The 23,369-nt window shown below is 58.4% G+C and carries 22 protein-coding genes; 9 read left to right on the top strand and 13 right to left on the bottom strand.

Annotated elements, in window-relative coordinates; all coding sequences use genetic code 11:
* Window positions 1–184: 184 nt before the first annotated feature.
* The 3 genes from LRL22_RS16575 to LRL22_RS16585 all read right to left on the bottom strand — a co-directional run bounded on the left by LRL22_RS16575 (window position 185) and on the right by LRL22_RS16585 (window position 2,986).
* Window positions 185–985, bottom strand: a complete 801-nt coding sequence (locus LRL22_RS16575; protein WP_236563315.1) for a helix-turn-helix transcriptional regulator — start codon at window positions 983–985, stop codon at window positions 185–187.
* 11 nt (window positions 986–996) lie between these two features.
* Window positions 997–1,533, bottom strand: coding sequence for a YbhB/YbcL family Raf kinase inhibitor-like protein (locus LRL22_RS16580; protein ID WP_270905893.1), 537 nt, complete (start codon window positions 1,531–1,533; stop codon window positions 997–999).
* A 196-nt stretch (window positions 1,534–1,729) separates the two neighbouring features.
* The gene (locus tag LRL22_RS16585; protein ID WP_005362191.1) at window positions 1,730–2,986 is read right to left on the bottom strand and encodes an adenylosuccinate synthetase; all 1,257 of its coding nucleotides are present in this window, start codon (window positions 2,984–2,986) and stop codon (window positions 1,730–1,732) included.
* Window positions 2,987–3,156: 170 nt separating this feature from the next.
* On the opposite strand from LRL22_RS16585, the gene LRL22_RS16590 reads away from it, so the two are divergent.
* A complete protein-coding gene (locus tag LRL22_RS16590) occupies window positions 3,157–4,071 on the top strand; it encodes a LysR family transcriptional regulator (RefSeq protein ID WP_042658174.1) in 915 nt (304 codons plus the stop codon).
* A gap of 122 nt (window positions 4,072–4,193) precedes the next feature.
* Here LRL22_RS16590 and LRL22_RS16595 read toward each other — a convergent pair whose 3' ends face one another.
* Both LRL22_RS16595 and LRL22_RS16600 read right to left on the bottom strand, forming a co-directional pair.
* Entirely contained in the window at window positions 4,194–5,609 is a 1,416-nt protein-coding gene (locus tag LRL22_RS16595; protein ID WP_270905894.1) for a TAXI family TRAP transporter solute-binding subunit, read from the bottom strand.
* A gap of 81 nt (window positions 5,610–5,690) precedes the next feature.
* Window positions 5,691–6,833: a MalY/PatB family protein gene (locus LRL22_RS16600; protein ID WP_247823264.1), complete on the bottom strand. Its 1,143-nt coding sequence runs from the start codon at window positions 6,831–6,833 to the stop codon at window positions 5,691–5,693.
* Between the two features lie 181 nt (window positions 6,834–7,014).
* Here LRL22_RS16600 and LRL22_RS16605 point away from each other — a divergent pair, with 181 nt between their 5' ends.
* The gene (locus LRL22_RS16605) at window positions 7,015–8,187 is read left to right on the top strand and encodes an MFS transporter (RefSeq protein WP_005362183.1); all 1,173 of its coding nucleotides are present in this window, start codon (window positions 7,015–7,017) and stop codon (window positions 8,185–8,187) included.
* A 15-nt stretch (window positions 8,188–8,202) separates the two neighbouring features.
* Here LRL22_RS16605 and LRL22_RS16610 read toward each other — a convergent pair whose 3' ends face one another.
* Window positions 8,203–9,117 carry a LysR family transcriptional regulator gene (locus tag LRL22_RS16610; protein WP_270905895.1) on the bottom strand — a complete coding sequence of 305 codons (915 nt, stop codon included), beginning with the start codon at window positions 9,115–9,117 and terminating at the stop codon, window positions 8,203–8,205.
* 127 nt (window positions 9,118–9,244) lie between these two features.
* Window positions 9,245–10,000, bottom strand: coding sequence for a YciK family oxidoreductase (locus LRL22_RS16615; RefSeq protein WP_270905896.1), 756 nt, complete (start codon window positions 9,998–10,000; stop codon window positions 9,245–9,247).
* A gap of 222 nt (window positions 10,001–10,222) precedes the next feature.
* Between LRL22_RS16615 and sohB the strand changes: the two genes are divergently transcribed.
* Together sohB and LRL22_RS16625 are read left to right on the top strand one after the other, a co-directional pair.
* Window positions 10,223–11,230 carry a protease SohB gene (gene sohB / locus LRL22_RS16620; RefSeq protein ID WP_270905897.1) on the top strand — a complete coding sequence of 336 codons (1,008 nt, stop codon included), beginning with the start codon at window positions 10,223–10,225 and terminating at the stop codon, window positions 11,228–11,230.
* Between the two features lie 180 nt (window positions 11,231–11,410).
* Complete coding sequence (locus tag LRL22_RS16625; protein ID WP_270905898.1) at window positions 11,411–12,634, top strand: MFS transporter; 1,224 nt, start codon at window positions 11,411–11,413, stop codon at window positions 12,632–12,634.
* 34 nt (window positions 12,635–12,668) lie between these two features.
* Here LRL22_RS16625 and LRL22_RS16630 read toward each other — a convergent pair whose 3' ends face one another.
* Complete coding sequence (locus tag LRL22_RS16630) at window positions 12,669–13,751, bottom strand: diguanylate cyclase domain-containing protein (protein WP_127005869.1); 1,083 nt, start codon at window positions 13,749–13,751, stop codon at window positions 12,669–12,671.
* Between the two features lie 175 nt (window positions 13,752–13,926).
* Window positions 13,927–14,280 carry a DsrE/DsrF/TusD sulfur relay family protein gene (locus tag LRL22_RS16635; protein ID WP_005334901.1) on the bottom strand — a complete coding sequence of 118 codons (354 nt, stop codon included), beginning with the start codon at window positions 14,278–14,280 and terminating at the stop codon, window positions 13,927–13,929.
* Window positions 14,281–14,438: 158 nt separating this feature from the next.
* On the opposite strand from LRL22_RS16635, the gene LRL22_RS16640 reads away from it, so the two are divergent.
* Complete coding sequence (locus LRL22_RS16640; protein WP_216961399.1) at window positions 14,439–14,831, top strand: DUF1090 domain-containing protein; 393 nt, start codon at window positions 14,439–14,441, stop codon at window positions 14,829–14,831.
* Window positions 14,832–14,906: 75 nt separating this feature from the next.
* Here the strand turns inward: LRL22_RS16640 and LRL22_RS16645 are convergent, their stop codons facing one another.
* The 3 genes from LRL22_RS16645 to LRL22_RS16655 all read right to left on the bottom strand — a co-directional run bounded on the left by LRL22_RS16645 (window position 14,907) and on the right by LRL22_RS16655 (window position 17,512).
* Window positions 14,907–15,155 (bottom strand): YfhL family 4Fe-4S dicluster ferredoxin, encoded by a 249-nt coding sequence (locus LRL22_RS16645; RefSeq protein ID WP_005334896.1) that lies wholly within the window; start codon window positions 15,153–15,155, stop codon window positions 14,907–14,909.
* 1 nt (window position 15,156) lies between these two features.
* The gene (gene trhP / locus LRL22_RS16650) at window positions 15,157–16,518 is read right to left on the bottom strand and encodes a prephenate-dependent tRNA uridine(34) hydroxylase TrhP (RefSeq protein WP_270905899.1); all 1,362 of its coding nucleotides are present in this window, start codon (window positions 16,516–16,518) and stop codon (window positions 15,157–15,159) included.
* A gap of 256 nt (window positions 16,519–16,774) precedes the next feature.
* Entirely contained in the window at window positions 16,775–17,512 is a 738-nt protein-coding gene (locus LRL22_RS16655; protein ID WP_270905900.1) for an EAL domain-containing protein, read from the bottom strand.
* Between the two features lie 279 nt (window positions 17,513–17,791).
* On the opposite strand from LRL22_RS16655, the gene LRL22_RS16660 reads away from it, so the two are divergent.
* The 4 genes from LRL22_RS16660 to LRL22_RS16675 are packed head-to-tail and all read left to right on the top strand — an operon-like array spanning window position 17,792 to window position 22,688.
* Window positions 17,792–18,496: a hypothetical protein gene (locus LRL22_RS16660; RefSeq protein WP_270905901.1), complete on the top strand. Its 705-nt coding sequence runs from the start codon at window positions 17,792–17,794 to the stop codon at window positions 18,494–18,496.
* A 46-nt stretch (window positions 18,497–18,542) separates the two neighbouring features.
* The gene (locus LRL22_RS16665) at window positions 18,543–19,025 is read left to right on the top strand and encodes a CS1 type fimbrial major subunit (RefSeq protein WP_270905902.1); all 483 of its coding nucleotides are present in this window, start codon (window positions 18,543–18,545) and stop codon (window positions 19,023–19,025) included.
* 52 nt (window positions 19,026–19,077) lie between these two features.
* Window positions 19,078–21,486: a TcfC E-set like domain-containing protein gene (locus LRL22_RS16670; RefSeq protein WP_270905903.1), complete on the top strand. Its 2,409-nt coding sequence runs from the start codon at window positions 19,078–19,080 to the stop codon at window positions 21,484–21,486.
* On the top strand, window positions 21,456–22,688 hold the full coding sequence (locus LRL22_RS16675) for a hypothetical protein (protein WP_270905904.1): 1,233 nt from the start codon (window positions 21,456–21,458) through the stop codon (window positions 22,686–22,688). Before LRL22_RS16670 ends, LRL22_RS16675 begins: the two co-directional genes overlap by 31 nt.
* On the opposite strand, the gene LRL22_RS16680 is transcribed toward LRL22_RS16675, so the two are convergent.
* Window positions 22,685–23,323, bottom strand: a complete 639-nt coding sequence (locus tag LRL22_RS16680) for a response regulator (protein ID WP_270905905.1) — start codon at window positions 23,321–23,323, stop codon at window positions 22,685–22,687. The two genes, LRL22_RS16675 and LRL22_RS16680, sit on opposite strands and share 4 nt — an antisense overlap.
* Window positions 23,324–23,369 lie beyond the last annotated feature (46 nt).

Raw genomic sequence — 23,369 nt, forward strand, 5'->3', positions numbered from 1 at the left:
AATTCCGTTTATGTAGGTTAAAAGGAAGATTTTTACGCTTATTTTTAGTGAAAAGGTGTTCGGTAGCCATTGTATGGCAAGGGAAAAGGGAGCGCTGGCGCGAGATCACACTCTGAAGAGGTGGCAATGTGAGCGGGATCACCGGGTTACATCAGGTTACATAGAATTGGTTTTAAGTAATATTTTACTTGTCGTTGCTCGCCAATCTGGCAGGGCAGGTGTGCAGGTATTGGTGGGGCGTCAGGCCGAACTCCTGTTTGAAGCGAGCGGCAAAGCGGCTGGGGGAGTCATAACCGCAGGCGAGGGCGGCCTCCAGCGGGGTCAGGCCCTGTTGCAACAGGTTGAGGGCGTGACTCATCCGCACCTGAGCCAGCAACTGGCGAAAGCTGCGACCTTCGGCGGCCAGCTTGCGCACCATGGAGGCGCGGCTCATGGAGAAGTGGGGGGCCACCGCCTCCAGGGTGTGATCGATGCCGGGTTCCACCGCCAGGTAGCGTGCCAGCCGCTCTGCGAGAGTCATGGTGCTGGCGGGAAAGAGCAATCCGAGGGCGTTGGCGGCCCGCAGCTCGGCATAGAAGCCGCGCAGCAGTTCGGCCTGGGTCGCCTCGCTCAGTCCCCGTTCGGCCATGGTGCTGATGAGTTCAAAGCAGAAGGCGAGCCCGGGGGTGACCTTGACGGCGGGTTCCTCCAAATCGGCGTGGGAAGGGGCTGACTCGGCCAGCCATTCTGGTGGCGGCGGAGTGAGCAGCGTGATGGCGTGGGAGCGAAATTTGCCCTGCTCCGGCTGATTGACGAAGGTGAGCTGGTGGCCTGCCGGGATCAGCAGCCAGCGCTCCCTGTCAAACGACAGACGTCGCTCGCGCCACCATAGTTGCTTGCTCCCCTGGGTGACCCAGATGAGGGTCGGGGCATAGATGAGCACCCGGTGCAGGGGCTGCTGGCGGATCCCGAGATAGTGGCTCTGTTGCAGCAGGGGAGTGCTCATCCGGTTGGCTCCTAGGGGGTGACGAAGGTGGTGGTCAGGGTGGCTTTGCCGAGCGCCATGCTGTTGAGCATGTAGCCTACCATAGCCGGCGGGGTATCAGCCTTTACCTCGAGATCATGGGGCAGGGCCCAGGCGGTGAACTGATAGCGGTGCATGCCGTGACCAGCGGGCGGGCAGGGGCCGCCATAACCCTGGCTGCCAAAGTCGGTGCGGATCTCCAATCCCTGCTTGAGCTTGCCGGAGGCATTGCTGGCCAGCTCGCTCTGGGTGGCAGGCAGGTTAACCACCAGCCAGTGCCACCAACCGCTGCCGGTAGGGGCATCGGGGTCATAGGCGGTGATGGCAACACTCTTGGTGCCTGCCGGCAGATCCTGCCAACTAAGTTGGGGCGAGTGGTTGTCGCCGCTGCAGCCAAAGCCGTTGAAGCTGAACTGTTTGTCCATCAGCTGGCCTTCGTGAATATCCGCGCTCTTCAGGGTCATGGCAAAGGCTGGCATGGCCGTCAGGCAGAGCAGTGGCAACAAGGCACTCTGTTTGAGCAATTTCATCGGGTGACTCCTCGTGTGGTAACGGGTTCACTTTAACGAGGGCAGGGTAGAATGTTATTGCAGAACGGCTCAATGTGAGGTCGATTGGTGAGTTAATTGAGCCTTTGGGTGATTTTATGGCAAGAAGGTAAACGGCAGCCATAAAAAAACCGGCATCAGGGATGCCGGTTTTTTGTTTGACGATGAGAGGTGCGGCTTAGCGCAGGATCATCTCGTCACGGCCCGGGCCGACGGAAACCATCGGAACCGGTACGCCGAGCAGCTCTTCGATACGCAGCACGTACTGCTGGGCCGCTTTGGGCAGCTCTTCGAAGGTGCGGCAGCCGGTGATGTCTTCGCTCCAGCTTTCCATCTGCTCGTAAACCGGCTTCAGGGCGGCAGTTTGCGGCCAAATCGGGTTCTCGGTGTGGGCACCTTCGTAGGCCACGCAGATCTTCAGATCCGGCAGACCGGTCAGGCAGTCCAGCTTGGTCAGGGCCACTTCGGTGGCGGCTTGCAGCTCGACACCGTTCTTGGTGGCGACCGCGTCGAAGTAACCGACATCACGGGGACGGCCGGTGGTGGCACCGAACTCGTTGGTGATCTTGCGGAACTCGTCCTGGTTCTCCATGGCGGTCAGCAGAGTGCCGGTACCGACAGAGGAGCTGAATGCCTTGGCCACAGCGATGACGCGCTCCGGGCGCAGACCCGGCAGACCGCCACCGATACCGGCGTAGGCGCCGGATACGTGGGAGGAGGTTACCCAGGGGTATTCGCCGTAGATCAGGTCACGGCCAGCGCCCAACTGCGCTTCGAACAGCAGGGTCTTGCCTTCTGCCTGCAGCGCTTTCAGCGGCATGCTGACGTTGCACACGGCGTCGATCCACGGTGCAGAGACTTCCAGCAGCCAGTCGGCCATTTCCTGGGCAGTCTGGGTGAATTCGAAGGAGGGGTAGATAGCCTTCATCTGCGGTAGTTTCCAGTCCAGCATGAACTGGATGCGCTCGACCAGCACGTCCGGCTGTTTCAGCCAGCCAACCAGGATCGCTTTCTTCATCACGCGATCGCCGTAGGCAGGAGCGATGCCCTGACGGGTGGAGCCATAGGCGCCGTCACCCAGACGTTGCTCTTCAAGGGTATCTTCCAGTGCGTGCAGCGGCAGGCACAGGGTTGCGCGGTCAGAGATGGCCAGCTTCGGAGTCACGCCGGAGGCTTTGACTTCCTCGAGCTCGACGGTCAGTTTCTCGGGGCTGATCACCATGCCCGGGCCGAGGACAACCAGGCAATCCGGGTTGAATACGCCACTCGGAACCTGGTGCAGCTTGAAGGTGCCAAGGTCGTTGACCACGGTGTGGCCGGCGTTGTTGCCGCCCTGGAAGCGAATGCTGGCGCCAGCTTGACCTGCCAGATAATCCACGATGCGGCCTTTGCCTTCATCACCCCAGTTAGCACCTACGACTACGATAGACGACATGACTCTTTCTCCTAAGACGTTAGGCGTCCATCCTAGGAGCCTGATGCGGATTAGAAAAATTAATTATCTTTATAATTCCGATAAGAGAACCATATAATTATGGCCAATTAAGCGGCAAACTGCTCGATTTTGCCTGACAAGCCCCGCACCTCGCGGGTTGAGGGACTCTTATGCTGGATATTCACTGGCTGCAAACCTTTGTCACTCTGGCCCGATTGCAACATTTTGGTCAGACCGCCACCGAGCTGCACATGACCCAACCCAATGTCAGCCTGCATATCAAACGGCTGGAGCAGGCGACCCGGGTGCGGCTGATCGAGCGCAGTCCGTTTCGCCTGACGCAGGCGGGGGAGCGGCTACTGCAAAGCGCCGAGCGCACCATCGCCGAGTTGCAGCTCTGCCAGTCCGATCTCAATGCCCTCAACCAGCTGAGTCAGGGGACGCTGGCCATCGCCGCCAGCGACATTATCTCCCGCCTGCTGCTTATCCAGCCGTTCCAGCGCTTCAAGCGGGAGTTCCCCGGCATCGACCTCACCCTGTTCAACACCACTTCGGATCAGGCCGCCGAGCTGGTCAAGGCGGGCAAGGCGGATCTGGGTTTTGTCATGGCGCAAAAGCGCAGCGAACCGCTCTTCTACACCGAGCTGCAACAGGTGACCTGGTGCGCGCTGGGTCACGGCCTTGCTCGCTGGCAAGCACGGGCGGTGGCGGGGGAGAGCGATCCCCTCGACGAGCCGACCCTGATCCTGCTCGGTCACGACACCCGCACCCGGGCGCTGATCGACCCGTCCCTGCCGCTGCTGGCCTTGCCCCCCTGCCGCATCATGGAGGTAGGCAGCGTGGACGCCCAGCTGGATTGGGCCGAGGCGGGCTTTGGTGTCGCCATCGTGCCGGACTTCTCCCTGCATCCGCGCCTCAACCTCACCGCGCCGGTCACCAGCCTCGGCGATTTTCCCGGTACCAGTCTGGGTTACGTGGTACGCCAGAATCAGGTGTTGTCTCGGGCCATCAAGCAGTTGCTGCACTGGGTGGAGGAGGAGATCCAGAAGCCCAATCCCTATCTGACCCGGGTGATAGAGCCGTAGCGGGGCGGCAAGGTGAGCAGGCCTCGGGGTGACTGTGCTGCCATCAATTGCGCCACTATCGAGCGCATATCAATAATCAGGGCAGCCGAGGCTGCCCTGATGCGTTTGTGGGAGCTGACCACTCAGGGTTGCAGCGGTGTGGCTGCGCTGGTGGCAGGGGCGGGAGGCGTGTCGGTTTTATCCTGCTGCGAGGTTTCGCCAGTCACCGCGCTGCTGGCAGGCTGGATTGCCTGTTCTTGCAGCGCAGTGGCCGCAGAGGCGCTCTGTGGCAACTGAATCGACACGGCAGCCGATGGTGATGGAACCGTTGACGCTGCGGCAGAGGCCGAAGGGGCCCCGCTCTCACCCTCGGTGGCTGGCGCAGTGAGCTCGGAGGTGACCTCGAGCGCCTCTTCGGGCAAGGGATTAACCTCTGTGGCTTCTGTCGCCACTGCGGCACTGCTGGTGGCGGTCGCGTCAGAGGGCGCAGTCGCCCCGTTGGCGGCGCTCACCGGCCCTGTCGTGGGCACCGCCTCCGAGGCCGATGGCGCTGGTGATAACGGCTCCGGCGTCAGCTGTTCCGCGGTTAACTGCTCGGGGGTCAGTGGCAAGGGGGCGGGCGGTTGATCCGACATTCCCGCATGGAGGGGCAGCTCGGTTTGCGCCTGCAACTGCTCGGAGGTCACCTTGCTCAGGGCGGGATGCAGCCGGCTGAACTGTTTGACCCGGGCCAGCAGGGTATCGCGCACGGTTCGGACGATAGGGTCCGGCAGGCTGGCCAGCGCCACCAGTTCGGCACTCATCCCGATATTGTTGATGGCGGTGGTCTGCCCCGGATAGAGGTTGGCGGCGATACGGCTGCGCTGGTAGTAGGGGTGTTGCTTGAGCAGCGTGTCGATCTGCTCCCCTTCGATGGGGATGAGGCGCACCTTGCAGCGGCTGATCAGATCGCCGACCGCCAGACTGGGGTGACCGGCCACCACAAAAGCGGCATCCAGCGAGCCATCGCATAGCCCTTCCAGCGGTTCGCTGTCCGACTTGAGCTGATAGGCAGCAAACTGCCCAGGTTGCCATCCCATGGCTGCCATCAGGGCCTGGCTGGTGATCTGCTCACCGGCGCCCTTGTTGCCCGGATAGACCCGTTTCCCTTCGATATCTGCCAGGGTGGTGATGCCGCTATTGGGGGCGGCCAGCAGGGTCAACGACTCCTGATAGAGGCGAAACAGGCTGCGCAGCTCATTGTTGGCCCCCTGCCCGCTGAAGGGGCCGGTGCCGTGCAGGGCGTGGTGCAACACATCGGATTGCACCAGCGCCAGCTGTACGTCCCCCTTGTCGAGTGCCTTGAGGTTGGCCATCGAGCCACGGGTGCTCTGCACGGTGCAGCTGTCCCCATGTAGAGCATGGCCGGCATTGAGCACCCGGCAGATGGCGCCACCGGTCGGGTAGTAGACCCCATTGAGCGGGCCTGTTCCGATAGTCAGCGCCTGGCTGCCAAAGGGGAGCAGCGCAGAGAGTGCACAGAGGGGAAGCAGAAGGTGATGCAAGATCCGTAGAGACATAATTGACCGTTGACTGAGTTGACCGCTGGCTGATGACACAGGGAAAAAGGGATGGGGCTTGCCCATCCCGTTGCTGGCTGATCAGGGCTTGTTGTTGAGGATTGCCCGCTCCATCCGCGCCAGCGCGTCGGTCAGCCGTGCCCTGGTGCAGCCGAAGTTGAGCCGCACGAACTGACCGTCGCCAAACTGGGCGCCGGGGGAGAGACCAACGCCGGCCTGCTCGAAGAAGGCGATGGGATCGGCAAGGCCAAGGCCGCTCACATCGATCCAGGCCAGATACGTCGCCTGATGGTTGGCCAGCTTGACGCCGGGCCAGCGGGCAACCGCCTGCTGGATCAGGGCCAGATTGGCCGCCAGATAGTCGAGTTGCTCGGTCAGCCACTGTTCGCCACCCTCATAGGCTGCTTCGGCGGCGACAAAGCCCAGCAGGTTGACGTCGGCGCTGATGCCGCGCATCGCCTGTTGCAGCCTGAAGCGCAGACGGGCGTTGGGGATAATGGCGAAGGAGCAGCAGAGACCGGCGATATTGAAGGTCTTGCTCGGGGCCATCATCACTGCGCAGCGCTCGGCCGCTTGTGCACTGATGGCGCCGTAGGGAATGTGGCGGGCGTTTTTATCCAGCAGCAGATCGCAGTGGATTTCATCGGAGCAGATCACCAGATTGTGGCGCGCGGCGATGGCATCGATGGCCAGCAGCTCGTCACGGGTGAAGATGGTGCCGCCCGGGTTGTGGGGGTTGCAGAGCAGCAACAGATCTGCGGCGGGAGCCTGACGCTCCAGCTCTTCAAGATCCAGCACCCAGCGACCGGCTTCTTCAATCATCGGCACGGTGAGCAGGGGACGATCATTGAAGCCCGGCGCCTGCAGGAAGGGGTAATAGACCGGCTTGGGGGTGATGATACCGCGGCCATGCTGGCTCCACGCCTTGCAGGCGAGGTTGAGCCCCGGCACCACGCCCGGCAGGAACACCAGCCATTCGGGCTCGATGGCCCAGCCATAGCGGGTCGCCATCCGTTCGATGATGAGTTCGATCAGGCGCGGCGAGGGGCGTGAATAGCCGAAAATGCCGTGGGCAACCCGTTTGGTCAACGCCTCAATCACGGACGGTGGGGAGACAAAGTCGGTATCGGCAACCCACATGGGCAGCACATCCTGGCCCTTGTACTTGTCCCATTTCAGGCTCATGGTGCCACTGCGGTCTACTTCCTGATCAAAATCAAACATGCGAACTCCTTGTGCTGGCAGGATGGGCTTTCACTCTACGGGGTCGCGGCCTCCCTCGCAAGGCGCACACCTGCTTATGCATCCTTGAGCCCGCTCTTGATAGTGACATAAGATAGGCGCCGAATTTTCATACGGCTGCCGCCCGTTAGCCCGTATCGTCCCTTCAACCAGTGGTAACCCTATGAGCTTGTCGATAGCGGCGGTCAAACGCCCTGACCCCGTCTCTCTTTCATTTCTTGCCGTGACCTTTATGACCGGCGTCGCAGTGGCACTGCAGGTGCCTACCTTAAGTCTGTTTCTGGCCGAGGAGGTGCAGGTGCGCCCCTTTCTGGTCGGGCTCTTCTATACCATCAATGCGGTGGTGGGCATTCTGGTCAGCCAATGGCTGGGTCACCGCTCCGACAACAAGGGGGATCGCAAGCGACTGATCCTGCGCTGCTGCTTTGCCGGGGTAGCGCTCTCCCTGCTGTTTGCCTGGAACCGCAACTACTGGCTGCTGGCGAGTCTGGGGGTGATGCTGGCGGCGCTGGCGGCCACTGCCAGCCCCCAGTTGTTTGCGCTGGCGCGGGAGTATTCAGACAGCCGCAACCGGCGGGCGGACATGTTCAGCTCGGTGATGCGGGCTCAGTTTTCGCTGGCCTGGGTCATAGGTCCGCCCATCGCCTTCGCGCTGGCCATCGGCTACGGTTTCGAGCTGATGTACCTGGCCTCGGCACTGGCCTACCTGCTCTGTGCGCTGGTGGTGTGGCGCTGGCTGCCCTCTCTGCCGTTGCCCAAGATGGCTGAAGAGAGCGAGCGGGTCAGCAGTTGGCGGGATCCGGCGGTGCGGGCGCTCTTTATCGCCTCCACCCTGATGTGGACCTGCAACAGCATGTACCTCATCAATATGCCGCTCTACATCACCCGGGAGCTCGGGATGGATGAGAAGCTTGCCGGTATCCTGATGGGCACGGCAGCGGCGCTGGAGATCCCCTTCATGCTGCTGGCGGGTTACTACACGGCGCGTTTTGGCAAGCGCCCCATGATGTTGCTGGCGGTGCTGGCTGGCGCGGCCTTTTACACAGGTCTGGTGACCCTCACCGACCAATACGCTCTGATCGCCTTGCAGCTGTTCAACGCCATCTTCATCGGTATCGTGGCGGGGATCGGCATGTCTTACTTTCAGGATCTGATGCCGGGGCGAGCCGGGGTGGCGACTACCCTGTTTGCCAACAGCATCCGCACCGGCTCCATCATGGCTGGGGCCATCGCCGGTGTGGTGGCGGAGGTGTGGAGTTTCCACGGGGTCTTTATGGTGGCGCTGGGATTGGCACTGGTGGCACTTGCCGCCAGCTGGCGGGTGCCCAACGTCTGACGGGGGATCTGGCTGTTATTTATCGTGCTGGGAGTGGGCGTGCGGGAGCGGCGCTGATTCGCCCTGATACTCGTTACGCAGGCAGCGCAGCAGCAGCTCGGTCGCGGGGCCGAGGGATTCGGGGGAGAGGGTCAGCAGATAGGTGTAGAGGTGGCGCTCGTTGCCGCTCTCCAGATCCAGCTGTATGAGTGACCCTTCCACCAGCTCCCGCTCCACCAGATGGCGCGGCAGCCAGGCATAGCCGAGGCCGAGGCGCAGCATGGCGAGCACTTCGTGGTAGTGGGTCGCCTTCCAGCCGGTATCATCTGCATCGTTCCAGTCTACCGAGCGGTGAATGGGGGGATGCAGGCTGATCTGGTTGTGGCCGGTCAGCACATCGCTGCGGATGGCCCCCTCCTCTTGCGCCAGCGGATGGCTGGCGGCGCAGAGGGGCAGCAGGCACACCTCGTCCAGCAGCAGGCCGGTGCGATCGCTGGGCAGGTGCTCGGAGAGCATCAGATCTCCCGGTTGCAGGGCGTTGAAGTGGCAGTGAATGCGTTCGTGCAGGTTGACCCGGCAACCCCGACTGCGAGGATAGAAGCTGGCCAGCGCCCGATAGAGGCGATCCCTTGGCTGCAGCGCCGAGACATAGAGGTTGATCTGCGGCTCCCACTGCCGCTCCAGGTTGTTGGCCAGATTCTCCAGCTCTTCCACCTGCTGGCTCAACTGACGGGCCCGCTTGAGGAAGATCTCGCCCGCCGGTGTCAGCACTGCCTTGCGGCCGCGCACCTCCAGCAAGGGCACCCCCAGACTCTGCTGCAACTTCGCAACCGCATGATTGAGGGAGGACTGGCTCTTGTTCAGCGCCTCGGCCGCCTGGGCGTAGCCGCCGCAGTCGACCACCGCCTGAAAGATCCGCCATTGCTCAAACGTGCTCTTGGGACGAAACATAGTTCAACCTGATTGGAGATAGGATGGTCAGTGGTTCGAACAGGGAGCCTGTGCCCCCTATTCAATTTAACCCTTGCCGCACAACACTCTGGGTATTTTATTGATTTATTTGGGATGATACGCCTGTTTATTTTGGCTGAGCCACAAAGGTCTGGCCGGTTTTGCCGCGGCTGTCCGACCCCATCAGGTAGAGGTAGAGCGGCATCAGGTCGGCCGGGGTCTTGAGGTTCATGGGATCTTCCGCCGGGAAGGCGCTGGCGCGCATCTTGGTGCGGGTACCGCCCGGATTGAGGGTGTTGACCCGCACGCCTGTGTTCTCCAGCTCGTCGGCCAGCACTTCCATCATTCCCTCGATAGCAAATTTGGAGATGGCATAGGTGCCCCAGTAGGCGCGCCCTTTGCGTCCCACGCTGGAGGAGGTGTAGACGATGGAGGCATCGCCCTGCGCCTTGGCGGTCTGGCGCAGCAGCGGCAGCAGTGCCTGGGTCAGCAGGAATTCCGATTTGACGTTGACCTGCATCACCTCGTCCCACTCCTTCTCCTGAATATGTTCAAACGGAGAGAGGGTACCGAGCAGACCGGCGTTGAACAGCACGCCGTCGAGGCGGCCAAACTGCTGGGCGAAGGTTTCGGCCATGCCGCGGTAGTGGGCGGCGGTGGCCCCTTTCAGATCCACCGGCACGATGGCGGGCAGCGGATAACCGGCCGCTTCAATCTGGTCATACACGGCTTCGAGTTTGGCGCAGGTGCGGCCGAGCAGGATCACGGTGGCACCGTGGGCGGCGTAGGTGAGGGCGGCTTCGCGGCCGATCCCGTCGCCGGCACCGGTGACCAGAATGACTTTATCCTTGAGCAGATCGCGGGGTGGCTGATAATCGAGCATGACAACTCCTGTTAACAAATTCCGGCCATAAGTGCATGGCAATCGGCGCCAAGTGTACTGATCCGCGCGCCTGTTTGACCAGCCAGCGGCAAGAAAAATGTGAAGAAAATAGAGAGGTTGTGATGCTCGGGTTGGTTTTTCCGGGCACTGGCTGCGATTTTTTGCGCGCCTCCATCAAACTCCCTAGAATGTGACGAAAACCGATCCATTCTGGAGTCCATCGTGACATTTCTGACCGAATATGGCCTGTTTTTGGCCAAGACAGTGACCTTCCTGCTGGCCATCGTCGCCATCATCCTGATGATCGTCAGCACTCGCCAGCCGAAAGCCCGCAAGGGGGAGCTGGTGGTGACCGATCTCTCGAGCGAGCTGGAGCAGGGGCAGTTTGCGCTCAAGAGCGCGCTTGCCAGCAAGGCCGAGCGCAAGGTGATGGAAAAGCAGCAGAAAGAGGAGCAGAAAAAGCGCGCCAAGGCGGGGGATGAGCGCAGTCGCCTGTTTGTGCTCGATTTTAACGGCAGCATGGATGCCAAAGAGGTGGCCTCCCTGCGCGAGGAGGTGAGCGCAGTGATTGGCGTCGCCCAGCCCGGCGACGAGGTGCTGCTGCGGCTCGAATCCGGTGGCGGCGTGGTGCATGGCTATGGCTTGGCCGCCTCCCAGCTGCAGCGGCTGCGCGATCGTGACATCAAGCTCACCGTGGCTATCGACAAGGTGGCGGCGAGCGGTGGCTACATGATGGCCTGTGTGGCAGACAAGATCCTGGCTGCCCCCTTTGCCATCGTCGGCTCCATCGGGGTGATCGCCCAGATGCCGAACTTCAACAAGTTGTTGAAAAAGCACGATATCGAATTCGAGATGCACACCGCCGGCCAGTACAAGCGCACTATCACCATGTTCGGCGAGAACGACGATCTGGGGCGCGAGAAGTTTCGCGAGGAGCTGGCGGCGATCCACGAGCGCTTCAAGGCCTTTGTTGCCGAACACCGCCCGCAACTCGATATCGATCAGGTCACGACCGGTGAACACTGGCTGGCGAGTCAGGCCAAGGGGCTGGGGTTGGTGGATACCCTCTGCACCAGCGATGATTACCTGCTGGCGCAGGCCAGCCACCACAAGGTGATCGGCATCAGCTATCGCAAGCCAAAAAGCCTGACCCAGAAGCTGGGGCAGCAGGGCGCGCAGGCGCTCGAGGCAGGAATTGGGCGGCTGTGGCAGCAGAGCCCCTGGCGCTAGCCAGAGAGAAATCCTGTGATAAAAAGGCCAGCCGATGCCCATCGGCTGGCCTTTTTGCATCCGGTCGCACCTTGTCGGTGAGCGAGGGTTGTTTCTATTGAGGCCCTCTGTTACAACTGAATGCTTTCCCCGTTTATGACAGGATCTTGTGGTAAGAGCTGCGGGGCATGGAGCATAGCGATGTCATGGAGCACCTTCAGGCAATTTACCCCGCTGGTCTGGATTGTCATTCTGGGCACCTTTATGGTGCGTACCAGCTACTACATGGTGTGGCCCTTCCTCTCCATTCTGCTCTATCGGGAGTATGACCTTTCGGCCACCTTCATCGGCCTGTTGCTGGGTGGCTCAATGGCCCTCTCTACTCTGGTCAGTTTTTACGGCGGCTGGCTCTCTGATCGCTTCGGGCGGCGCAGCACACTGCTGGCCGGTTGTCTGGTGGCGATGCTCTGTTTCGGCCTGCTCGGTTTTTCGCACGAGGTATTCTGGATCGGGGTCGGGGTGATGGGCAGCGGCCTCTCGTCGGGGCTCATCGATGCCCCCGGCAAGGCGCTGATGGCTGACAGTCTGGCCTCGGCCAAAGCGCGGGAGTTGGCACTGCACCTGCGCTATTTTTTGCTCAACCTGGGGGCCGCGCTGGGGCCGCTACTGGGGGTGACCCTCGGGAGCAACGCCCAGCAGGAGACCTTCCTGTTTCTGGTGGTGAGCTATTTGCTGCTGGCGCTGGCCTTTGTCTGGGGATTTCGCCGGGTTGGCAGCACAGGCAAGCCGGGTGCTGCTGGCCCCGGACTGCGGGATGCCATCAAGGTGTTGCTGGCGGATCGCGCCTTCCTGCTGCTGGTGATGGCCAATCTCCTGATGGTGCTGGTCTACTCCCAGTTTCACTCGCCGCTGGTGCAATACCTGACCCGGGCCGGTATGCCGCAGGTGGCCGAGCTGGTTGCCCTGCTGGTGGCGACCAATGCCCTGACCGTGGTGCTGCTGCAGTTTCCGCTGCTGCGGTTGTTGTCACGCTGGCCGGTACGGGTACGGCTTCATATCGGCATGGCGCTCTTTCTGGCGGCCCAATTGCTCTTCGCGCTGGGGGATCCGATGGTGCGTAGCCACTGGTTTGGCGCCGTGCTGCTGCTCAGCATCGGTGAGACTATCCTCTTCCCCCTGCTCAACGTGCTGATCGATCAGATGGCCCCGGCTCATCTCAAGGGGAGCTACTTTGGTGCCAGCGCACTGGCCGGGTTGGGAGGGGCCGCAGGTGCCCTGCTGGGAGGCTGGATCCTCGAGCAGTGGAGCGGTCAGTGGCTCTATGTGCTGATGGCGCTGCTTTGTGTGGCGATTTTTGCGCTCTATGAGTGGGGGGCCAGAGTACAGCGTCCCGCTGTGGCCACGTCTGTGGTTGAGCGGAGCTGACCCGGTTAATGCGGGGATCTGTGATGCTGAATGTTCAGTGCGTGCTACCCGGCGTCTTCTCTTTGAGCGCCTTCTTGGCTGCGTACATCCTCTCGTCGGCGAGGCGGATCAGGTTTAGCCCGTCGTCGTAGTGCTCCGGCCCGGTCTGCACTATGCCGATACTGAGGGTGAGATCGCCCAGCTGCTCCTTGACGGTGTTGACCAATCGTTTGAGATAGATATCCCGCGCCTGACTCTCGTTGCAGTTGGGCAGGATCAGGCAGAACTCATCTCCGCCATAACGAAAGCAACTGTCTTCGGCGCGAAAGACTTGACGGATGCAGTTGCCGACGATGCGCAGGATCTCGTCTCCGCGCTGATGACCTTCGGTATCGTTGATTTGCTTGAAGTTGTCGATATCGAGATAGGCGATGGCCATGGGTTCGGCACGGCGCTGACAGGTGCGCAGGCTCAGCAGCAACAGCTCGTTGAGGTGGCGAACGTTGAGCAATCCGGTCAGGGCATCGGTGCGGTTCAGCTCCTCCAGTTGTTTGGTTCGTTCGCGTACTTTCTGCTCCAGACTCTTGGCATAGTTCTCCGATTTCTCTCTGGATGACTCTATTTCCGACACCAGACTGCGAATGTAGGTTTCGAAGACCAGAGTGATGTCGAACAGAAAGAGTTTGTCCAGTGCGGCCAGCATGACGAGGCGCTCCGGTTCATCGTGGATCTGCTCGAACATATCCTCGATCAGCAGGGCTTTGAGGGTGTTGATGGCGGCCAGATAGAGCTTGGGTTCGACCCCGATCCGCTTGTGAACCAGCCCGATCCGCAGCCGGTTGTTGACGTACTCCAGATCGTAATGGCCGCTGAAGAGATCGAGCACATAGCGCCGTTGTGCGGTGCGCAACCGTATGAGGGTATCGGCATCCCCGATCAACAGGGCGATCTCGGTGATGGCCGTCTGCTGCTGGTAGAAGCGATCCACCAGGGCGTCGATCCGTGGTTCTATTTTGCTGCAATAACTTGCCAGCCGCGCCACATCCTGTTCATTGAGCAGCAATAACTCCTTGCGATGGGCAATCTCGAAGTCGGTGATCCTCATCTGCTCAAGCAGGGTCTGTTCGGTCGGATTCATCGTCGTCCTCGGTTTATTACTGGGCGTTACGCTGTCCGTGAGGTGGGACAAACAAGCAGGTGTAGCAACTGATAGTGTAGTCAGTGAGACTGGCGGCGCGTGCAATGCCCCCGTATGGCGGGGGCCATGGAGGGTCAGATGAGGGCTAAAGGGGCAAGAGATCCGGAGGGGGAGGTCAGAACGTCAGCACCTTGTCGGCAGCCAGGGTCCATTGGGCCAGCATCGGCAGGGTGCCGACCTCAATGCCCTCGATCAGCGGCAGGGCGGTAATGCCACGGGCATCGGTGCAGGTCTTGCACAGGCGAATGGTGACGCCTTGCGCCAGCAGGATCTCCAGCATCTGGCGCAGGTTGTACCCTTCGGCCGGAGCCTGACCGGCCAGCGCTGCACTCACCGCATCGGACATCAGGAACAGCTTCAGGCTGGCACCACCCTGTTCGTTGAGGGCGATAGCGAGACGCAGGGCGTTGAACAGGGATTCGCTGCCATAGGGGGCGCCGTTGGCAATGACCACAATTTGTTGATTCATAACAGACTCCCGATTGGAAAGAGCGCCATTGTAGAACCAACGGGGTGCCAATTGCGTGATGTTGCACAACTTCTGTCGCACCTTTTTCCCGCTTGCTTGACCCTGCTGCCGATCGAGGTTTTTATGGTCAGCTCGCAAACAAGACCGGATGAATCGAGATGTGGAAAGTATTGGGAGCCGGCTTGCTGCTGTTGGCGGGTCAGGCCTTTGGCAGTGAGGCGGTCGGTTGCTGGGCCCGTCTGCAGGCCGTCAATGACCAGCTGGTGTTTGCCAAAGCACACAACAACGTTGGGCAGATTGCCGGGCTCGAACAGGCAGCGCGCAATATCAAGGCCAACTGTACTGATGAAGGTCTGCTCAAGGAGCAGAAAGAGCGGGTTAACAAACTGCGCGGCGAGGTGGACGAGCGCCTGCTCGAGCTGCAGGAGGCGAGAGTCAGTGGCAAACCGGAGAAGATTGCCAAGCGGCAGGCCAGGCTGGAGGAGTCCCAGACCCGGATGCTGGAGGCCCAGCGGGAGCTGGACAAACTGATCCGGCTGGTCGGCAAGTGATGGCCAGCCGCTGCACGCAGGATCAAAAAAGGCCGATTGCTCGGCCTTTTTTTCGTTTTACGGTCTGTGCATCAGCTACTGCCGGTGCATCCGCACAAATTTTTCCATCAGCTGATCTTCGGTCTCCACATGAGCGGGATCCCAGATGATGCAGTCGATAGGGCAGACACTGATGCAGGTCGGCTTCTCATAGTGACCGACGCACTCGGTGCAGCGACTGGGGTCGATCTCGTAGATCTCCTCACCCAGGCTGATGGCCTGGTTGGGGCACTCAGGATCGCACATGTCACAGTTGATGCACTTGTCGGTGATGAGCAGTGCCATTTCAGGCGGCCGAGTGGGGCTGACGAGTATCCTCGCGCTCGCCCAGATTGCGCAGCAGGATGCCGTAGTTCACATCCAGATCTTTCGGGACCGGCACATAGACCACGTGACCGTTGCCCGGCGCGGTATCGATAAGCTCGCCCTTGCGGTTCTCCATCTGCTCCAGATTGAAACGGACGTTGCCCTGCGGGGTCATCAGCTCCAGGTTGTTGCCCACCAGGAACTTGTTCTTCACCTCGACCTCGACCATGTCACCTTTGCGACCGGTGATCTCGCCGACAAACTGTTGGGTGTCGGAGACCGAGTAGCCGTAGTCGTAGTTCTGGTATTCGCTGTGGTTGTGACGGCGCAGGAAGCCCTCGGTGTAGCCGCGGTGGGCCAGATTTTCGAGGGTGCCCATCAGACTGCGATCGAACGGACGACCCGCCACCGCATCGTCGATGGCCTTGCGGTAAACCTGAGCGGTACGGGCGCAGTAATAGAACGACTTGGTGCGCCCTTCGATTTTCAGGGAGTGAACGCCCATCTTGGTCAGTCGCTCAACGTGCTCGACCGCGCGCAGATCCTTGGAGTTCATGATGTAGGTGCCGTGTTCGTCTTCGAACGCGCTCATGTACTCGCCCGGGCGGTTGGACTCTTCCAGCAGCACCAGCGCATCAGTCGGCTTGCCAAGGCCTAGCGTGTTGTCCGGACGCACTGCGATGGGCTCCTGACGGTGGACGATCTGGCCCACGTCATCTTCTTTACCCTCGTGTACCTTGTACTCCCAGCGGCAGGAGTTGGTGCAGGTGCCCTGGTTGGGGTCACGCTTGTTGATATAGCCGGAGAGCAGGCAGCGGCCGGAGTAGGCCATGCACAGCGCGCCGTGAACGAACACTTCCAGCTCCATCTCCGGTACCTGCATGCGGATCTCTTCGATCTCGTCCAGCGACAGCTCGCGGGAGAGGATGACCCGGGTCAGGCCCATTTGATGCCAGAACTTCACCGTGGCCCAGTTGACCGCGTTGGCCTGCACCGAGAGGTGAATGGGCATATCCGGGAAGGCTTCACGCATCATCATGATAAGACCGGGGTCGGACATGATCAGCGCATCGGGGTTCATCTCCACCACAGGGCGCATGTCGCGGATAAAGGTCTTGAGCTTGGAGTTGTGGGGCTGGATGTTGGCCACCACATAGAACTGCTTGCCCAGCGCATGGGCTTCGTTGATGCCCAGCTGCAGGTTTTCGTGATCGAATTCGTTGTTGCGCACCCGCAGGCTGTAGCGGGGCTGACCGGCATAGACGGCATCGGCGCCATAGGCGTAGGCGTAACGCATGTTCTTGAGGGAACCTGCGGGGGAGAGCAATTCTGGTTTAAACATGGCGGACTCTTTATATCTGATTGCAAATCAGGACGATGCCACCTGATGGCATCGTAGTGGTTGAGTTGCGGTGCAAAAAGCTCTCAGAGAAGAGGCTCAATGCAGCGCGACCCGATGACGGCATATCCGGGCCTATCTACAGAAGATGCGCCGGATATTCGGGGTGCGAGATTGTACTCGCCCCCACGTCATCATGCAATTTGGCTGGAAATTGTTGGCAGCGCGAGCCGACAGAATGCCGAAATGAAACAGCCGCTCAGGCCCAACGGGAGAGGGGGGCGGGCATGGCGTAGACGTAACCCTGTTGATAGTCACAGCCGAGCTGGTCGGCAATCTCGATATGGGTCTGGTTTTCCACCCCTTCGCACACCACCTTCATGCCGAGTCGCTGCAGGTACTCCACCAGTCCGGTCAGCATGCGCAAGGCATGGCTACTCCTAGTCGCTTGTAGCAGCAGGGAGCGATCCAGCTTGATGACCTCGTAGGGGAGCGCCATCACTCGCTGAAAATTGCACTCCTGGGTGCCAAAGTCATCGCAGGCGATATGGGCACCGTGGCTGCGCAGTACCTCGATCAGGGCCAACTCCTTGCGCTCTAGCGGGGCGTACTCCACCACCTCGAACCAGATTGCGATATCCAGCTTGCGGGCCTGCAAGAGAGTGAGCAACAGCAGGTTCTTATATGTAGGGCTCTCAAAAGCGGGGTTGAGGTTTATCGAGAGGGTACAAGGAGCATGGCGTACCAGCGCGGTCAGATCACGCCAAATGGCTCTGAGCATAACGATATCCACATGCAGGGACTCTTCATCGCTGAGAGAGGGAAAGTCTATTCCCTGATAGCGCTGCTGGCGGGGTTCCCAGCGTCTGGCCAGCGCCTCAAAGCCGATGATCTTGCGATCCCGGTTAACGATTGGCTGATAAAAGGGCACGGCAATGTCCGCTGTCGTCAGGGATGCCACGTCACCGACCGGAAACTCTTCTTTAAACGCAAACATGTCACTTCCCTGCTGACTGAGATGATTTCGGATAATAGGGGAGGATGTTGAAATCTGGCTGTAGGAATTGTCTGATTGTTTGCAGGAAAAATACTTTGGCAGTATCAGATTATTCCGATTAAGTTCGGTGCATGGATTATCTAGACTGGCCTCAATGACGAATCGCTGAGCCAAATATGATCATCTGGCGATCTGCATATATGGAACTAGTATATTTTTCGGAGCCTTAAATGAATGAAGGCACCACTCTCTATCGTTTTTACAGTGTGATAATTATTCATGAATAAGATTTTTACCGTATTGCTGTTTATATTCAGCAGCAATGCCTTGGCATCGCCGGATATCAGCGTTGGTACCTTATATGACTATATGCCGGCAGAGAAAAATACCCTGCTAAAGCGGGTTAGAAATATTGGTGATGAGACAGCCTTTGTCAAAATAACGCTGGCCGAGATTGTATATGGTGCTGATGGTGTGCCACAGGAGCGGGAGTTACCGGAGGAAGGTGTTCGTCAGCTGGTTACCAGCCCATCAAGGTTGATTATTCCCGCAAGCAGCATGCAGGCCACCCGTTTTATCTATATGGGAGAGCGGGAGCAGGAACGTTATTTTCGGGTGCGTTTTGTACCGGTCAAACCACAGGATGATGAAATAACCGAATTGCCACCACAACAGCAAATAAGCGCCGGTGTCAGCATAATGACCGGTTTTGGCACCATTCTGTTTGTGGCACCCAAAGAGACCCGTTATGACACCCGGATTGAACGTGAAACCGGTGCCCTCTATGTGGAGAACCGGGGCAATGCCACCGTTATTCTCGATTATCTGGAGCTGTGTGGCGAAGAGGAGAGGTCATGCAGCCAGCCGGAGAAGATGCATCTGCTGCCCGGCGTTAAGAAGCGGGTCAGTAAAGAGGCAACCCGGACTGTTCGTTTTGAACTGATCGAAGGGAAAAAATCGGTATTCAAGGAGTTCAAGCTTTGAATCCCGATTTATCAAAAGAAAGGCAATCATACCTGAAGGAGTGGCTATGAAGATGTTATCGCTTTTTCCCGCCCTGTTGCTGGCGAGCGGCTCGCTGCTGGCTGCCGAGCGTATTGAGCATACTGTAACTGTGACGGCGCAGATCCCGACAGAAAGTTTCTATGTGCAGCCTGTGGGATACTGGATGAATACCCAGCAGCAGCTCATATTCAACCCTTTTAGCCAAAAGTTGGAGCCTCTAGTCAAGCAGTTGGAGATGAAGAGCACCATTGGTCCTATCAAGGGTTATCTGGCCTACCCCCCCAAAATCGTGAGTGGTAAGGAGAATATTGACCTAAACGTCAAGGTCGCAGGGGTCGAGTTGACGACTACATCTGCCGAGTTACTGAATCTCGCTGACGCTAATACCGGTAAACAGGTCGAGCTGGAGATTATCCCCGCCGCGGCGCCAGCTGGTGGCTACAGGCCTGGTAACTACCAGGGAGTTATCAGCATGATGTTTGAGTCCGAGTCTCCATCCCCTCTCTGATTCTTAATCTTGCAAGGGGCTATCAAGCCCCTTGTCATGCAGGTTGAATACCATGGTTCGTTCTCTTTTTCTCTTGCTAGGGCTGTTGCTCTCTGCACCGCTGGTGGCGGCAGAACCGGCACTGCTGCTGCAACAGGCGCGGCAGTTGCCTGAAGGGTTTGAAGAGCACTTTTTTGGCGTTCCTCTTATGGTGCGAGTCACTGTTGACGGTCGCCTGCTGGGGGATGGGGAGGTGCTGCTCGGGCGGGATAACTCGGTACAGCTGCTTTCACTGGTGGATGTGCAGGAGAGCGAGTTTGACGAGGGAGCACGCGAACGCTGGTTGAGCAAGCTGGGAAGCCATCTGCCACTCGGCGAGTGTGGCCGGACCTGTCCTGAAGGCATAGTGGGGTTGCAATACAGCCTGGAGGAGTCCCAGCTCTCGATACTGACCGGTAAGGTGGAGCAGGGAGCGCGGGATCAGCGTTTTATGGCGTTGCCCCAAGAGAGCAAGGGCTTGCTGGTCCAGAACCAGCTGAACCTGGTGCAGGGCACCCAGCGCAATGGACACTACAACCTGCAGTTGGAGGGCAGCTGGGGACAGTGGACCCCTTTTATGGAGGGAGATGCCACCTGGCAAGAGGGGGGGCCAACTGATCTGGGGATGGCTCAGATCTATGGAGAACGGCTCCATGAGGCCAATTTTTATCGTCTCGGCTTCTTCTTTCCCTCGGCGCAGGGGTTGGTGCGTCAGCCCAACTACTACAGTGGTGCGACGCCCACTGTGCTTGGTGTGATGTGGGGCAGCTCGGACCTGCTGCGCCGGGAACGCGGGGTACCCAGTCTGGCGCCGATCCAGGTGGCACCGGCACGACCGGGCATGGTTGAGATCTATCGGGACGGCAACCTCATCCAGTCCCAGCCGGTCGTATCCGGTCTGCAGGCGCTCGATACTCGCTCGCTACCCGGTGGTATCTACGAGGTGGAGCTGCGGCTGCTTGAGGATGGTCAGGAGACTCGCCGTTGGCGCGAGATGATCTACAAACCCTCCAACTGGCAGACACCGGAGGAACCGTGGCGTTTCAACCTGTTTGCCGGGCGTCAGACCCGCTGGCTGGTGCGGCAGGGAGATAGCGATCTGGAAGGCGTCAGCGGTGGTGCTGCGGTGAACCACCTGTTGCTTCCCTCGCTGGTAGTGGGGGCGGGTAGCCAGTATGTGGACAGACGTGCCCAGCACTCCCTCTCGCTCGACTGGGAGGCGACCAGTCAGCTCCACGGCTTTGCCTCCCTCAACCAGAGTGTCGGCATGGGATGGGGTTACGATCTGCAGGGGATCTACTGGCATGGCAACAGTAGTCTGGTGGCCAGCCATTCACGCAATCTGCGCAAGCAGGGGGAGGCGAGTGCGTTGTCCAGCTTGTCATTGCAGCAATCGCTGGATCGGTGGGGCTCCCTCGGTGTCTATGTTTCTCACCAGTCTGGTCGTGGCAACGGCGCCGATGTGGGGTGGCACTACAGCGACCGGCTGTGGGGGCGTTGGGTGACCTGGGGGGTGACCCTGTTCGATCGCCCCGGCAGCGAGAGCACGGCGCAGCAGCGGGATCGCGGTAGCACGCTGAGTCTCACTATCAACTTGGGGGGGGATGATCGCCAGTTGTCGCTGGGGCTGGGCAGCAATACCTCACGCTCGGGCGGTGCCCAGCGCAGCGCCTATCTCAACTACCAGCAGGAGGTGGATTGGGGCCCGTTGCGTCAGGTCAGCGTCGGCAGCACCCACGACAGCTATGGTACCGGTCTATCCGGCTATGGTCGTTTCGCTGCTCCCTGGTTGGGGGGCGACCTGTTTGCCCAGCACTCCTCCTATAACGCAGAGGTGACCGGCGGCGTCAACCTGGAGAGTGTGCTGGCGCTGGGGCAGGAAGGGGATCTGGCGCTCGGTTCCCGCGATATGGGCGGTATGGGCAATGAGGCGGCGATGATCCTCGATATCGATGCTGATAACGAGGCGGCACGGATCCGGGTCAGCGACGATCTGGGCGGCGTACAGACCCTTGGACCCGGTCGCCATCTGGTCTCGGTGCCAGCCTTGCAGAGCGGTACCCTGCAACTGGAGATGGCTGACCACGAGGGGACGCCGCTCACCATCAAGCCCACCGTGCTCCCCTACCACCTTAATCGCGGTGGGGTGGGTTATAGCCAGGTGAATGCCATTAGTACCGTCACTGTGATTGGTCGCCTGCTGGACGAGCAAAATCGGCCGCTGCGTGGTGCCATGGTCAGCAACCCCATAGGACGGGCATTTACCGAAAACGATGGCTTCTTTGCGCTGGAGGCGAACCGGCGAAAGCCGGAATTTAGCGTGGAACATAATGGCGCCCTTCGCTGCAAGCGTTTGGCCGGAGACAACAACAGGGTGACAAAGTCGGATATAGTTTTATTGGGAGAGTTAAAATGCTCACTTGGTGTGACAGCAAAAAAATAATTAAAAACTTGTTTGTATTTTTAACTCTGCTTCCATGCATTGTAAATAGTGCTGTTTTTGAAATTACAGCTGATTATAGACCGGAAAGCTATAGCATGAGCGGTGGGCGGTTTGTAAATACGACAAGGTGTACTTTTCAAGAAAACCCTAATTTCTTACCTTATTGTAACAAAGATAAACCATTAGAGGACTCTACAATAATTAGATTGCCCGTGGAAATAACGCGCACACCTAATCGCAATAATGGTATAATGGATTATTTTGGTTATTTTAGAACGACGGGACCTAAAACTATAACCCTTACAAATGGGGTGAATTCATTTCAGCTAACATTAATCCCTACCCATATAGGAGCGCAAGCATCAAACATGAACATCCCTTATTCAGGTGATTTATGGCTTTTTGATCGCGTTGAAGGTGATTGTTATCATTCATTCACATCATTAATTTGGCGTACTAAATTAGAAATAAAAGGAGTCATGTTTATGCATAGCATATATCCATCGGCTCAGAAAAGAATCTCGGTATGTTACGTAAACTGGCCTCCTGGAGACGGTTTTGAGTATCGCTTAGATTGGATTAATTATGGTTTTAAGCTAAGCGCCCCTAACCCATTAAAAATTCCTAATGGAGTTTATACCGGCAGTCTAAAAATAAGGGTCGGACGTTATACTGATGATATTGATTTTGGTAATTCAATATATTGGGCTGGGAGAGACCACAAACTGAATTTTACATTGACTGTGCGTCATCAACTAAGAGTTGATTTTCCAATAAACGATAGTGGAAATAAAATTGAACTATTACCACTTGGTGGGTGGTTGGCAGGACTTTACCATGGAAAGGTTAAGGGAAATCTATTGCAACAAGACCTTCCCTTCCGAATTTGGTTTAGTTCACCATTTACCGTTTCGTTACGTTGCCAATATCCATGGGGAGCCAGCGACGAGTGCGCATTAAAAGATGGAAAGGGACGCACTGTTCCATTAAAAACATTCTATGTTGATCATCACAATGTAATAACAAATTTAACTAAAAGACCCTATAAGTTTTTTCCCCCCATACAGGGACAACCAGTTATAAATGCAGTCAGCGCTATTCGATTTCAGGTTGTTGGTGGGACGGTAACCGAAATGATGAAATATCCTGGCTCCTCCTTTAAAGGTGATGTCACTCTGATCTTTGATGCGGCTATCGATTAGCAGAGCCCGCAGCTTTTGGCATAGTCAAAGAGTGCGCTATCGCTGCTAATACCCAGCCGAGTCATGGCACTCTTTTTCTGGGTGCTGATGGTTTTGACGCTGCGATGAAGATAATCGGCAACCTGAGTGACCGACATGCCGCTGGCCAGCAGGCGCACTACTTCACTCTCCTTGGGGGTCAGCGGGTTGTTGTTGCTTTGCCCGGCGATACCGGCACTGGCCAGCAGCATCCGTACCGTCGGGCCAATATAGCGATGGCCAAGCAATATCTGGCGAATGGCATCGGCAAGTTCATTAATAACCGATTTCTTTAGTATCAGACCCTTTACTCCAGCCTGAATCAGGGATTGCAAGATGGCACTGTTCTGGATTTGGGTCAGCACGATAATGGGCAGATTGGGATAATCCCGGCGCAACTGCTGGATCATGACCATGCCATCGCTACGGGTATCTCCCGGCATGCTGAAATCGGTGATCAACAGATCACAATGATGTTGCTGCAGTAAATTCAGCAAGTCAGATACCTGATATGCCTCGGCGATCACTTCACAATGAGGTGTTATCTGGTCAATCAGGCTGCGGATCCCGGTCAGAATCAAGGGATGGTCATCGGCAAGAATAATCTTGAAGGACATGGATGAGCCTCTTATAAAACGGTGAATAATATTCAGGCTATCAAAG

The sequence above is a fragment of the Aeromonas sp. PI_26 genome, from assembly GCF_027854445.1.
Classification (GTDB): Bacteria; Pseudomonadota; Gammaproteobacteria; order Enterobacterales; family Aeromonadaceae; genus Aeromonas; species Aeromonas veronii.

What these genes read in the sequence shown, in the direction of transcription:
- LRL22_RS16640 (WP_216961399.1), top strand. Translation starts at nt 14,439, where the DNA reads ATGTGGAAAGTATTGGGAGCCGGCTTGCTGCTGTTGGCGGGTCAGGCC.
- LRL22_RS16680 (WP_270905905.1), bottom strand. Translation starts at nt 23,323, where the DNA reads ATGTCCTTCAAGATTATTCTTGCCGATGACCATCCCTTGATTCTGACC.
- LRL22_RS16670 (WP_270905903.1), top strand. Translation starts at nt 19,078, where the DNA reads ATGGTTCGTTCTCTTTTTCTCTTGCTAGGGCTGTTGCTCTCTGCACCG.
- LRL22_RS16605 (WP_005362183.1), top strand. Translation starts at nt 7,015, where the DNA reads ATGAGCTTGTCGATAGCGGCGGTCAAACGCCCTGACCCCGTCTCTCTT.
- LRL22_RS16625 (WP_270905898.1), top strand. Translation starts at nt 11,411, where the DNA reads ATGTCATGGAGCACCTTCAGGCAATTTACCCCGCTGGTCTGGATTGTC.
- LRL22_RS16590 (WP_042658174.1), top strand. Translation starts at nt 3,157, where the DNA reads ATGCTGGATATTCACTGGCTGCAAACCTTTGTCACTCTGGCCCGATTG.
- LRL22_RS16600 (WP_247823264.1), bottom strand. Translation starts at nt 6,833, where the DNA reads ATGTTTGATTTTGATCAGGAAGTAGACCGCAGTGGCACCATGAGCCTG.
- LRL22_RS16580 (WP_270905893.1), bottom strand. Translation starts at nt 1,533, where the DNA reads ATGAAATTGCTCAAACAGAGTGCCTTGTTGCCACTGCTCTGCCTGACG.
- LRL22_RS16615 (WP_270905896.1), bottom strand. Translation starts at nt 10,000, where the DNA reads ATGCTCGATTATCAGCCACCCCGCGATCTGCTCAAGGATAAAGTCATT.
- LRL22_RS16575 (WP_236563315.1), bottom strand. Translation starts at nt 985, where the DNA reads ATGAGCACTCCCCTGCTGCAACAGAGCCACTATCTCGGGATCCGCCAG.
- LRL22_RS16635 (WP_005334901.1), bottom strand. Translation starts at nt 14,280, where the DNA reads ATGAATCAACAAATTGTGGTCATTGCCAACGGCGCCCCCTATGGCAGC.
- LRL22_RS16665 (WP_270905902.1), top strand. Translation starts at nt 18,543, where the DNA reads ATGAAGATGTTATCGCTTTTTCCCGCCCTGTTGCTGGCGAGCGGCTCG.
- LRL22_RS16595 (WP_270905894.1), bottom strand. Translation starts at nt 5,609, where the DNA reads ATGTCTCTACGGATCTTGCATCACCTTCTGCTTCCCCTCTGTGCACTC.
- LRL22_RS16660 (WP_270905901.1), top strand. Translation starts at nt 17,792, where the DNA reads ATGAATAAGATTTTTACCGTATTGCTGTTTATATTCAGCAGCAATGCC.
- LRL22_RS16645 (WP_005334896.1), bottom strand. Translation starts at nt 15,155, where the DNA reads ATGGCACTGCTCATCACCGACAAGTGCATCAACTGTGACATGTGCGAT.
- LRL22_RS16675 (WP_270905904.1), top strand. Translation starts at nt 21,456, where the DNA reads ATGCTCACTTGGTGTGACAGCAAAAAAATAATTAAAAACTTGTTTGTA.
- LRL22_RS16585 (WP_005362191.1), bottom strand. Translation starts at nt 2,986, where the DNA reads ATGTCGTCTATCGTAGTCGTAGGTGCTAACTGGGGTGATGAAGGCAAA.
- LRL22_RS16655 (WP_270905900.1), bottom strand. Translation starts at nt 17,512, where the DNA reads ATGTTTGCGTTTAAAGAAGAGTTTCCGGTCGGTGACGTGGCATCCCTG.
- trhP (WP_270905899.1), bottom strand. Translation starts at nt 16,518, where the DNA reads ATGTTTAAACCAGAATTGCTCTCCCCCGCAGGTTCCCTCAAGAACATG.
- LRL22_RS16630 (WP_127005869.1), bottom strand. Translation starts at nt 13,751, where the DNA reads ATGAATCCGACCGAACAGACCCTGCTTGAGCAGATGAGGATCACCGAC.
- LRL22_RS16610 (WP_270905895.1), bottom strand. Translation starts at nt 9,117, where the DNA reads ATGTTTCGTCCCAAGAGCACGTTTGAGCAATGGCGGATCTTTCAGGCG.